The 12,370-nt window shown below is 26.3% G+C and carries 10 protein-coding genes; 1 reads left to right on the top strand and 9 read right to left on the bottom strand.

Annotated elements, in window-relative coordinates; genetic code table 11:
• Nucleotides 1-514: 514 nt before the first annotated feature.
• The 9 genes from I4U58_RS08825 to I4U58_RS08785 form a co-directional block, all read right to left on the bottom strand.
• Complete coding sequence (locus tag I4U58_RS08825) at nucleotides 515-1,228, bottom strand: polysaccharide deacetylase family protein (protein ID WP_195930931.1); 714 nt, start codon at nucleotides 1,226-1,228, stop codon at nucleotides 515-517.
• Between the two features lie 202 nt (nucleotides 1,229-1,430).
• The gene (locus tag I4U58_RS08820; protein WP_195930930.1) at nucleotides 1,431-2,237 is read right to left on the bottom strand and encodes a hypothetical protein; all 807 of its coding nucleotides are present in this window, start codon (nucleotides 2,235-2,237) and stop codon (nucleotides 1,431-1,433) included.
• Nucleotides 2,238-2,407: 170 nt separating this feature from the next.
• A complete protein-coding gene (locus tag I4U58_RS08815; RefSeq protein WP_330605523.1) occupies nucleotides 2,408-3,286 on the bottom strand; it encodes a YitT family protein in 879 nt (292 codons plus the stop codon).
• A gap of 462 nt (nucleotides 3,287-3,748) precedes the next feature.
• Entirely contained in the window at nucleotides 3,749-5,179 is a 1,431-nt protein-coding gene (locus I4U58_RS08810; protein WP_195930929.1) for a tetratricopeptide repeat protein, read from the bottom strand.
• Between the two features lie 136 nt (nucleotides 5,180-5,315).
• Nucleotides 5,316-5,906, bottom strand: a complete 591-nt coding sequence (locus tag I4U58_RS08805; protein ID WP_195930928.1) for a helix-turn-helix domain-containing protein — start codon at nucleotides 5,904-5,906, stop codon at nucleotides 5,316-5,318.
• Nucleotides 5,907-5,983: 77 nt separating this feature from the next.
• On the bottom strand, nucleotides 5,984-7,459 hold the full coding sequence (locus I4U58_RS08800) for a VanW family protein (RefSeq protein WP_195930927.1): 1,476 nt from the start codon (nucleotides 7,457-7,459) through the stop codon (nucleotides 5,984-5,986).
• An 18-nt stretch (nucleotides 7,460-7,477) separates the two neighbouring features.
• A complete protein-coding gene (locus I4U58_RS08795; protein WP_195930926.1) occupies nucleotides 7,478-8,890 on the bottom strand; it encodes a UbiD family decarboxylase in 1,413 nt (470 codons plus the stop codon).
• 152 nt (nucleotides 8,891-9,042) lie between these two features.
• Nucleotides 9,043-9,813 (bottom strand): PP2C family serine/threonine-protein phosphatase, encoded by a 771-nt coding sequence (locus I4U58_RS08790; protein WP_195930925.1) that lies wholly within the window; start codon nucleotides 9,811-9,813, stop codon nucleotides 9,043-9,045.
• A gap of 122 nt (nucleotides 9,814-9,935) precedes the next feature.
• A complete protein-coding gene (locus I4U58_RS08785; protein WP_195930924.1) occupies nucleotides 9,936-10,136 on the bottom strand; it encodes a hypothetical protein in 201 nt (66 codons plus the stop codon).
• A 326-nt stretch (nucleotides 10,137-10,462) separates the two neighbouring features.
• Here I4U58_RS08785 and I4U58_RS08780 point away from each other — a divergent pair, with 326 nt between their 5' ends.
• The gene (locus tag I4U58_RS08780; protein WP_195930923.1) at nucleotides 10,463-12,280 is read left to right on the top strand and encodes a peroxiredoxin; all 1,818 of its coding nucleotides are present in this window, start codon (nucleotides 10,463-10,465) and stop codon (nucleotides 12,278-12,280) included.
• Nucleotides 12,281-12,370 lie beyond the last annotated feature (90 nt).

The following is a 12,370-nucleotide window of genomic DNA, read 5'->3' as shown; positions in this document are numbered from 1 at the left end:
TCATTTATCTTCAAAAAAAAAGTTTGTCATATAATATATTGTAGTATATTTTTTATAAAATTTCTTTACAAAACCTAAAGTTATTATTTTGTAATGTCTTAACGCCACAAAAGGGACTATAAGCCCCTTTTTATTAATTTACATGTTACATTGTAATATTTATCTTTTTTACCTTTGTTTCTTCTAGTATTCATTAATTCATATATTTTTTCGATATAATTATTGTCTTCACTCAATCTTATTAAACTTACTAGATAGTATTCATCTGTACTTTTAGGGACTTTTTTTTGATCACTAGGTCTATCGCCGTTTTAGCTGCATCAAAATGTCTTAAATGTGTATGACCATCCTGAAAACATTTCTTTGTGTTGTAAGCTATATAACCTCCCCTTACTTGAAAAATTATATATTCTTTCTTTTCATAGATTTTATTATACATTTAATCAAATCCTTCTAAAAATATTCTTAATATATAATATTAACTTTTTTCAAAGTAATTACATATTTTTAAAATTTATCTATTATTTTTATCTAAAAGTTCAGATACCGTAACAAATTTATATCCTTTTTGTGATAATGTGGATAATATTGTGTCAAGTGCTATAATTGTATTTTCTGTTCCATAGTCATGCAACAGTATTATATCTCCTGGTTTTACATTTTTTATTATTTTATCTGCAATTTGAGATGCTGGAGGATTCCTCCAGTCTTTTGCATCTACTCCACTCCACAATACAACTGTATAACCTAAATCTTGAGATAATTCTTTTAGACATCTCTCGTTATAATTTCCAAACGGTGGTCTAAATAAAACTGGCTTTTTACCTGTCTTTTCAATTATTATATCTTCACAATTTTTAATTTCGGTTTTTAATTGTTCATTTGACAATGTACTTATATCCGGGTGAGTAAATGTGTGATTTCCTATTTCATGACCTTCTTTACTCGCCCTTATTACAGAGTCTGGATACCATTTAACGTGTTTTCCTACAACAAAGAATGTAGCTTTTGCATTGTATTTCTTTAAGATGTCAAGAATTTTAGCTGTTTCTTTTGGATGTGGCCCATCGTCAAATGTAAGAGCAATTTCTTTGCTGTTATTTGAATTATTTTTTATTATATTGTCTTTATCATCTATGTTTTTATAAGCTAATATTAAGGGTGCGTTTACTAAAAAAAATAAAAGTGCTATCGCAATAGCTTTTTTAAAATACTTTTTATAGTTCATAATTTTATCCTTTCATAGTTTTAACATTTTAATACTTAAAAAGGTGATTTATTTTAAGTTCTATAAAATTGTATTAAAACATTTATTATAAAAATGCTTTTGTTAATAGATAGCATACCCTAAATATAACTTTATAATTCACTTTAAATTACATTATTGAATATAATTTTTATTAAAATTATATTTTTAAATAAGTTATTTTTTAAAATTTAACTGTGAATATTTCTTCTAAACTTCTTCCAAATATAGATGGCTTATCAAACTTCCAAGTCCCTTCATATACTAATTCGCCATCTAAATAGAATTTTCCAAAGCCATGTTTTTTACCATTTCTAAATTCGCCTATGTATTTTTTATTTTCACTCCAAATATAAGTTCCAAATCCATGAATTTGATTTGATTTCCAAGTTCCTTCATAAATCAAAATTCCAGAAGGATTATAACACGATCCATCGCCATCCATTTTATTATCTTTATAGTCTCCATAATACATACATCCATCATTCCACTTAAAAATGCCATTTCCATTTTTTTTGCCATTTTTAAAGTTGCCGATATATTCATCTCCATTTGCATAAAGTATCTGGCCTATACCGTCTCTTACATCATCTTTAAAGTGTCCAGTATATATATTTCCATTAGGGAATATATATTGACCACAACCTTCTTTTATATTATCTTTAAACTCCCCTGAATATTCAAGTATTCTCTCATCTTCTGTAAAAAAAGAATATACTCCAATACCATTCATCTGTGCATCTTTTATTTTTCCTATATATTTATCTCCATTACTAAAGCAATAAATTTTAATATCGTTACAATTAAAACCTATTTTCTCATTTGTAAGAGCTTTATTTTCTATTAATTTTATATCTTCTTCACTTGCGTTTATATCTTTTTTTAATGCTTTTCTCTTTATATTTTGTGCATTTCTTACTTTTCTCTTCACATCATTTATAGATTTTAAATACTCATTATATATTGAAACATTATTTTTTGTATCACTCATATAAAATGCTCCCTTTCTTTAGATTAAAACTATTAGTCATATTTCTATAATATAATTATATAATCATAATAGTTTTATAACAATAAAGATTTCTTTTAATCAATATCAATTTCCTTCAAATAAAAAAAGTCTCCTTTTTTTAGAAGACTTTTTTATATTCTTTTTATATTTTATAGATATCTTTCTTTAAATCCTTTACCTTTTACTTCATTTAAATCATTTACTGATATAAATGCTTTTTCATCGTATTTAAGTGCTATTTCTTTTATTTTTGGTATTTCTTTTGCTAATGCTACACAATATACTATTTTTTTCTTTTCACGTGTATATCCACCTTCTGCATCAAAGAATGTAACACCTCTGACTAAATCATGCATTATATCATGTGCAACTTCTTGAGATTTTTCTGTAAATACCATTACTGCTTTTTCTTCAAAGAATGCATCTTTTACTACTGACATTGTTTGTGCATTTAAGAACATACTTATTAATGTGTATAATGCTAAGTTTATTCCAAATAAAAAACTTCCACATAAGACTATTGCTATATTAGCAGCTAAAGCTGTATTTTTAACTTCTACATTTCTTTTTACTTTTAAAATAGCTCCTATAATATCTGTCCCACCTTGTGATGATTTTGCTCTAAATGTAAGTCCTATACCTATACCACATAAAACTCCACCAAATGCACTTTGAAGTAGTATATCGTCTACTTTGATATAAGTTCCTATATCTTGTGTTACACCTAATATAAGAGAAAATAATACCATATTAATTAAACTAGTAATACAAAAATCTTTGTCTAAATATATAAATCCAAGTATAAATATTGGTATATTTATTAAAAATGTAAGTAACCCTACATTTATATTTGTCATGTAATTAATCATAGTAGCAAGTCCTGTAACACCTCCACTTAAAAGATGTGCTGGTCTTATAAATCCATTTATTCCTATACTTGATATAATCATACCTGCTAGTATAATGCTATATCTTGCAAAAATATTTTTTTCTACTATGTTATTGACCTTACTCATAATATTTATCAATCAAAGTCATCCCCTTTGTCTTAACTTTGATTTCTCCCTTCTTTCTCAATATCTTTTATAAGCATCGCCCTGTTTGCTTTTCTTTAACTATTATTATAATATCTTTTTTCAATCTGTAAAGTGCAACTTTTGCGTCATTTTTCTTTTTCTATATACAATTTGTGAAATTTTGCTTTCACTGTTTTTATTCAATCTTAATATGATTTTATTTTATTTTTTATTTCATTTTTATATCTTAAACACATGTATTTTACTTATAAAATTTCTAATTTAAGCAATTTTTAATATATTAACTTGCATTTAATGCAGGGAGTCTTTATATACATTCATTATTTGTAAAAGATAATTTTTTTATATTATTTTATTTATATAGATATTTCCCGATATATTACCAAAATAAATATAATTTCCTTATAATTAAAAAAGTGATATTGTAAATAAATCTACAATATCACTTTTTTATTATTGTTTTAAAATTGCTAATACTTTTTCATTTCTATTATATGCACTATTTGGGTCTGTAGCTTTTAAAGTACGTAAAGCATCTTTTGCTTCTTGTAATCTATCATTTTCATAATATATTGTAGCAAGCTGATAATACGCATCATCATAATATTCTTGAGATGCTGAATATGAGCTTACATATTTTTTGTAGTATTTTATAGCATTTTCAGTATCGCCCATTTTCTTATATGAAAGTGCTATATTATATATTGAATCTGCATTATAAGAAGATGTATCTTTTGCTTTTAATGTATACTCATAGTATTTTATAGCAGTTTTATAATCACCTGATGCTTTATACTTAGTTGCATCAAAATAAAGCGCTTCTGCACCTCTTGCTATTTGCTTAGTTTCTTCTTCTTGTTGTTTAGCTTTTTGCTCTGATTCTTGTGCATCTTTTGCTTCTTGCTCTTTTTGACTTAGCATTTCTTCTGTTTCAGATAATGCCTTTTTATTTTCTTGTATTTCAGTATCTTTAGAACTTATCTGTTCGTTTAAATCATTTATTTTCTTTTGATTATGTAAGTAAGCTCCTCCCATACAAACTATTAAAATAGCAATTACAGTATATAATACTATATGTTTTTTATCTGTTTTCTTTGTTTTAGATTTAGGTTTATTTTCTTTATTATCGTCTTTATTTACTTTTGTCTCTTCTTTTTCTTCTGACTTACTTTCAAGATTTACACCTTCTTCATTAAATTTTTCAAAGATAGGGTTGTTTTTATCTATGCATCTAAGTTCTTCTAATAATTCTATCTTTTTCTTTTCATCTCCTACTCTATCGTAAAGTAGTATAGATATAACATATGGCTCTATAAGATCTGGCTCTTCTAATATTAAAGAGTCAAATATCTCTATAGATTCTTCATTTAATTCTTCATTTATAAATCTAATTGAATGATTATATCTCTCTAAGAATACTTTAAATTCTTTTGATGACAACAAGTTAACGTATTTTCTAGATAATTCATTATTTCCATAACATTGACTTGTGTAAAAACTCTCAAATGCTTTAGAGAAGTCACATTTTAATAAACATAAAAGACCTTTTAAATTTAATATATCTGGGTCTTTTGGATTTAATTTAAGCGCCTCTTCTATAAATTCTACTGCATTTGTAATGTAATGTCTTATAGCTAAATCAAGTGCGTTGTTGTATTTATTATAAGACTCTAATTTAATTTCTTTTGATATTTCCGTAGAATTTGTATTAAGTTCTTTTTGTAAGTTTAAAATTGTTTCATTTTTATAGTTTGAAGTAACATATGTTTGTTTTAATGCCTTTAATGTGTCATTATCTTCGCCTTCATCTTCATCTATTTTAAAAAATGTATAATCGCTTTTATTTTCTTCAACTAAAGAAATGTCCATTATTTTTCTAGGCATATTTTCAATATCTAAAATTATATTTTCTCCTAAAATGATAATCGCCTCCTAATATTCCATATATTCTAAGATAACATATTTATAAATTATAGTCAAAAAAATCCTTCATCGCAATAGATGAAGGATTTTTAAATGATTATTTTATGTTGTATTTTTTTACTTTTCTGTATAAAGTTGCAATACCTATATTCAATGCATCTGCAACTTTTTTCATTTCTTGAGTATTACTGCCGTATTTTTTTATTGCTTTTTCGATTTCTTCTTTTTCTAATTGTTCTACTGTCTTGATTTCTTCTTTATACATCTCATCTAATTTAAATGATATTAAATCAGACATACTAGATATAAATTCTCTAAGCTCTTTGTCTTTTGATAGTATCTTTTGTTTTTGTTCTTCTGTAAATGCGGCTATACCTAAAATTCCTAAATTTTCACTTCCAAGTTTAATAGGTGTACATATATCTGCTAGTTCTTTGCAGTGTTCTCTGCTAGAACAAGTTTTGCATCTATTTTCAATTTCTTTATTGATAATATATGAATTTCCTGTTTTTAGAACATTTGAATATACAGCTTCTTCTGATATTTTGTCGCCTATTTTATCTTTAAATATGCCTGTTCCCGCTATTCTATATAAATCTTTCGATACTACAGTAACATCAACATCTAGTACTTTAGAGATATTTTGGCAAATCTCTTGAATATACTGGGTTATATCATTAAGTTTCAAATCAACACCCCCTATAATTTATATTTATTTTTATTGGTCTTTAAACCATTAAAATCACTTTTGTGATTTTTATTAAGTTAGATTTGTGGGGTTTGGACCTCTCCTGAAGCAGGTGGTGTAGTATCTCCTGGAGTTGGAGTTTCGCTGTTATTTTTGTCACTACTTTCTCCATTATTGTTGTTTTCGCCTTGTCCAGGATTATTTTCTGATGGATTTTGATTGTTACTATTATTATTTGAATTTGATTTATTTGATCCAACTGCAATTACTGCATTTTTACTTGGATAATATGATTGGCATACTGTCTCTTTTTTTATTTCGTTGCCATCTTTATCATAAAAAATTCTATAAGTAGTAACACTGTATCCCTTTCTTCCACTTTCTAAAGCCTTTGTAGCACCTTCGCTTAAGTTCGTATCTACTTGTTTTATAGTACTGTATTCTATAGTCGCATTTACTGTTGTAGATATTTCTATGTCTTTTTTATCGCTTTCAACACCAAATATCTGACATGTTATTTTTCCATTGTTATAGTAATTTTTTATAAATACAGGATTTTCATAATTATTTTTAAATACAAAATCTATACCCGAATCATTTACTGTAGCATCTCTTCCTAGACCTACATAAGTCGAAGGTATAGAGTGATTTATTCTAGTTACTATATCTAATCCAGCGTATAAAACACTGTTAAATATAGTTGATGAAACTTGGCATACACCGCCTCCTGTTCCAAATGTGACTTCACCGCCACTTATAACATGTGCATCTTTATATCCATTTTCTTTAGTTCTTTCGCCAGTATAGTTGTTGTAAGAGAACTCTTGTCCAGGCATTAATAAGATATCACTTGTTCTTTCTGTCGCTAGTCTTAAGTTTTCAGATCTGTTAGCATCTCCTGGAGATGCTACTGTAGAATAACTAGCAAGTAATGTATCTATACCTTCTAGGTCATCACTATTTACTTCTGGTTCTATTTTTGCAACTATTAATTCCTCGTCAAAATTTGTATTTTCAAGGTTTTTTATGAAGTTTGTCTTGCTCGCTTCTATGTCTAATTCTAGGCCACTTTCTTCTTGTACTACTTCAATTTCTCCACCTGTGATTTTTAGTGTTGCATTTTTAACTTCTATATTTATTTCTTTTGATATTTTTTCTAATTCTTTTACTAATTTATCTTCATTAAAGTCAATCGCTATGTTTATGTGCGTTTTTACTCCGAGCATAGATTTTAATGATTTGAATACATTTACTATTATGTTTCCCTTTCTATTAACATCATATGCATTTTGTACTGTTTTAGATAAATCATAACTTACATCTATTGTTTCCGGTGATATTTTCCACTCATCATCTTTATATTTGAAGTTAAAAGGCTCCATTTTATATTCACTGCTTAATTTTTCTTTTGCTTCGTCTTTTGTTAATTTTCCAATATTAATATTTTTTACATATACATTTTTAGATATTTTATCACTTTTTGTAGAGAAAAGTCCTACTCCTAGGATTACCAATACAAAACATAAAACACCTAAAATAATCTTTTTCCTCATAAATAACTCCTCGTAAAACTAAATTTTGCTTATTTTATCGTCGACACATTTGTATACTGTTTTATTATACATATTTACTAAATACACTTCTTTTGTTAAAGAAAACCATCCTTTTTTAACAAGTACATAATAGTAAATATTATTATTTTTTTCAACTAGCTTGTTTAATTGTTCTTTATTTACATATTTTTCAATATCTGATTTAAATTTAACTTCTAAATCATTAAATTCTTCTTTTTTAGAGCTCAATCTATCCCTCACTATAGATGCAGCATCTTTAGAAGTTATTGCAAATATGTACTTTCCATCTTCATCTACTTTATAATATCCATCACTATATTCACAATCATAATCAACTTTTTCTGATTTATATGAATATATTTTTTTCTCTTTTGGTTCAACCAAAACTTCATTGTATATTTTATTGTCTCTTACAACTTCTGCATAATAGTAAAGAGTTCCGTCTATTGTCTGTTGATATGATATAACTGACAATTCACTAGAGTCGATTTTACTTCTTTTACTTATTAAATTTAAAATATCATCAGACGTAAGAGTATATACAGATATTTTTTCTTTGTATTCATCTTCTAATTCTTCTATTTTTTCATCATTTGGATAATATGGTTTTAAATAAGTTAAATAAACTAATGCTTCTTCATAATTACCCTTTTTTGAAGAATTTTTTGATTGAGATATATAATAATCATACATAGCTTTTATACACTCTTGTTTTTTATTTTGTGCTAAGCTGTAGTATTTTTTATCTTCTTTTACTACTTTGTCATATTTATCTATAGCTTCTTTATATTTTTTTATTTGTTGAAACTTACTACCTTCTTGATATACTTTTCTAGATTGGCATATTGTTTCTATATTATTTTTATATTCATCTAAATCTTGATAGATTCCTTTTAGTGAAGTTGTCACTTCCATATAAGAAGATGCCTTTTCATAGCTTATATTTTCATCAATGTACATTTCTTCTACCCTGCTTGATATATCTAATAATTGATTTACATCAATTTCTATATGATCTAAAGCATTTATCGTGTTTATAAGTCCTAAATACTGTTCTCTAGACATTTCACCGCTTATGTATTTATCTCCACTATTTGCAACTAATGAAGATAATTTATTTGATGCTGACTTGTTAAACTTATTCATTTTAGATGCTGAAAATTCTTTTTCTAGATTTTCATAATATTGATATGCTTCTGTATATCTTCTACTAGATATGCTATCTACTAGAGTATTAACTTCTTTACTTACACTGAAATCTCCATTACTAAAAAAAAGAACTACTAAAAGTATTAAAAAAGCCACCAATGACAAAGATAGACTAACCAAATATTTTTTATTATACTTGATATTATCAATTAAATATTCAATTTGATTTTTTAATGTGTCGAAACCTTTTTTTAAATTCATCCATCTTTACCTTCCTGTTGTTTTTAGTTTTATAATTTATTATACCATATTATTTCATTAGGACATTATGTATTTCTGCACTTTTTTACTTTATATCACAAAAAATAGGTTGGAAGACAAATTTTAGATTCTTCTAACCTATTTTTATAATACTATAATTTCGCATTATTTTGTAATACAAATATAACACTTATATCATCATGTGAGCCATACCTGCTCAATTTTTCTAAATGAGCTTTATATTTATTTTCTAAATTATATCGTCTAAATATATTTTTATTTAACATCTCGAACGTAGAGTCTAATTCCGATTTTACTTCTTCATATGTATTAAAGCAGTTTATAAATCCATCTGTAAATATAGCTAGCTTTAGGTCTTTATATCTGTTTAGTATTTTATACTGCATTTTATCTTCACAATTTTCATGTGCTAGTGAATTTACAACTCTATAATTATTATTTTCAAATATAAAATTATAGCCATTTTCTTGCTGTATTAAAATATTGCCATCTCCTAAATTAAAAAATATCATTTTATCTCTCAATAATATAAAAAATGTCAATGTAGTCCCGTAAAGTCCATAATTTAATTTATATGCTCTATAGTTTCTACTGTAAAAATCTTCATATACTAGATTTCTCCATCTCAGCTTTATTTGTTTTTGAATTATACCTTTTTTAAAATTATTTATAAATAAATCACTATCAATTTGTAGATATTTTTCTGATATATCTAAAATGGCCTTACAAGCCAGTCTAGAACCTATATGACTATACTTAAACATATCCATACTATGTCCATCTGCTACTGAGCATATAAGGTAGTCTTTATATTTTTTATAAATAGAGAAATCTTGTGAACAAGAAGATTTTATTACATTTTTATATCCAACTGTGTTGCCTTCAAATATATTTATACACATAAAATCTTCTACCTCCTAGTTTTATTCTATTATTATTTAGTTAGTTCAATAAAAAAAAATACCATTAAATTTTAAATTTAATGGTATTTTATATTCACATAATTGATTTTTATAAACTATATCTAAGATATTTCTCGTCTGCGGCTTTTTCTTTGTATGTTTTTTGGGTGTGTTTGAGTTTTTTGTTTAGGATTTTCGGTAGTTCTTCTAGCAACTCGCTTTGGCTTTTCCTTTTTGAAAATATAATCAAATCTCACTAAAATCATACCTGCCGTCAACATTATAAATCCTAATCCACCTAATAATATATAAGCGATTCCCACACGATATACTCCCATTATCCTGTTGCTTATCATTAAAATTATCATTGCACAAAAACATATTAAAAAAGACGTTAATAAAGTTTTAAAAAGTTTTTTGAAAACACTTTTCATATTATCCACTCCCAAAATTATATTTTCCTTCAATATATATATTAGCAAAATAATACATAAATATCAATTCATATAAGAATTTTGACATAAATTCGTTATAATTTGTTAACTATTCCAATTTATTCACTTTATATTTTCATATATATCAAGTAGTAACAATCCTACTTATTTTTAATAATATAAATATAAAGATTAAATTTAAAAGGGGTGATATTATGCCATGTTTGCCTAACTTGGGTTCAAAAGCTCCTGATTTTACAGTTAATACGACATTTGGCCCAATAAACTTATCTGATTATACAGGTAAATGGGTAGTTTTATTTTCTCATCCAGGGGACTTTACACCAGTATGTACTACTGAGTTTATATGCTTTGCAAAGTATTATAATGAATTTAAAAATCGAAATACACAATTAATCGGACTTAGTGTAGATAGTAATGCATCTCATTTAGCATGGGTTTATAATATATGTCAACTTACAGGAATTGAAATACCATTTCCTATTATAGATGATTCTAATATGCAAATTGCAAAATTATACGGAATGATTTCAGAGCCTATGAGTTCATCTTCTACAGTTAGAGCTGTATTTATTATAGATGACAAACAAATACTTAGAACTATTTTGTATTATCCTATGACTACTGGACGAAATATTTTTGAAATTCTTAGAATTATAGATGCTCTTCAAAAATCTGATTGTGATAATGTTGTAACTCCTGCTAATTGGTTGCCAGGAAATTCAGTTATAGCTAAGCCACCAAAGACATACAAAGAACTAAAAAATACTATAAAAAACTGTGATAAAAAATATTCATGTTTAGATTGGTACTTGTGTTTTATAAATGAAGAAAGCAGAAAAGATATGCCAGAATATATAAATCAAAAAAATCAACCTAAATACATTTATCCTAAAACTAAAAACAGTATATCTTCATCTAGTAAAAAAACAAAATCTTCAAAAGACGATAGACAAAATACAGAATATATAAATTCAAATTGTCCAAATCTAAATCCTATAGTATTTGAATATGTATTAGGAAATCCTAGAAACTTAGATCCTACTTATTTAGATGCTGCAATATATGCATTTGTAGAAATAGATGATAATGGTAACTTATATGTACCTGCACCAAGATATCTAAATGAGATGTTAGCACTTAAAGAAGTTAAACCTTCTTTAAAAATAATTGCAGCTATCGGTGGATGGGGTGCTGATGGTTTTTCTGATGCAGCATTGACTCCAACATCAAGATATAATTTTGCTAGAAATGTAAATCAACTAGTAAGTGATTATGACTTAGATGGTATAGATATAGATTGGGAATATCCTGGTAATGGTGCATCTGGTATAAAATCAAGACCAGAAGATAGAGAAAATTTCACACTTCTTATAACTGCCCTAAGAGATGTTTTAGGAGAAGACAAATGGATTAGTGTCGCTGGTACTGGTGAAACTGCATATATCAATAGAAGTGTTGAAATAGATAAAATAGCACCTTTAATAAACTACTTCAACCTTATGAGCTATGATTTTACTGCAGGCGAAACTGGTGAGAATGGACGAAAACATCAAGCTAATTTATATGATTCAAATTTATCTCTTCCTGGTTATAGTGTAAATTCTATGGTCAACAATCTTATAAATGCTGGTATGCCATCTAGAAAAATCAATTTAGGCGTGCCATTTTACGGAAGACTAGGTGCTACAAATACTAAGTCTTATGATGAACTTAGAGAAAACTATATAAACAAAAATGGATATGTTTATCAATTTGACAATCAAGCACTAGTACCTTATTTAGTTAAAGATAATACATTTGCAATGTCATTTGACAACGATTTATCTATATTCCTAAAAGCTGAATATGTTATTCAAAATTGTCTAGCAGGTATTTTCTCATGGACATCAACTTACGACCAAGCCAATATCTTGGGAAGAGCAATGTACTTGGCTATACACGATATGTATAATTTTGAAGATGAGCTTAGAGATATATATGGAGATGTTCCTAGCTTACCTGACAATTAATTGTTATAATTATTTATAAATTCGAAAGGTATTGTAAAATATATTTTATATTTTTAATACCTTTTTCTAACTTTTTTTATTATAATAATA

The sequence above is a fragment of the Clostridium sp. 1001270J_160509_D11 genome, assembly GCF_015667935.1.
In the GTDB taxonomy this organism is placed as follows: domain Bacteria; phylum Bacillota; class Clostridia; order Peptostreptococcales; family Peptostreptococcaceae; genus Intestinibacter.
This window is presented reverse-complemented; position numbering and strand designations above follow the sequence as displayed.

Bases quoted from the DNA above. Each gene is read 5' to 3' on its own strand.
- I4U58_RS08825 (WP_195930931.1), bottom strand. From the start codon at position 1,228: ATGAACTATAAAAAGTATTTTAAAAAAGCTATTGCGATAGCACTTTTA.
- I4U58_RS08820 (WP_195930930.1), bottom strand. From the start codon at position 2,237: ATGAGTGATACAAAAAATAATGTTTCAATATATAATGAGTATTTAAAA.
- I4U58_RS08810 (WP_195930929.1), bottom strand. From the start codon at position 5,179: ATGCCTAGAAAAATAATGGACATTTCTTTAGTTGAAGAAAATAAAAGC.
- I4U58_RS08800 (WP_195930927.1), bottom strand. From the start codon at position 7,459: ATGAGGAAAAAGATTATTTTAGGTGTTTTATGTTTTGTATTGGTAATC.
- I4U58_RS08795 (WP_195930926.1), bottom strand. From the start codon at position 8,890: ATGAATTTAAAAAAAGGTTTCGACACATTAAAAAATCAAATTGAATAT.
- I4U58_RS08790 (WP_195930925.1), bottom strand. From the start codon at position 9,813: ATGTGTATAAATATATTTGAAGGCAACACAGTTGGATATAAAAATGTA.
- I4U58_RS08780 (WP_195930923.1), top strand. From the start codon at position 10,463: ATGCCATGTTTGCCTAACTTGGGTTCAAAAGCTCCTGATTTTACAGTT.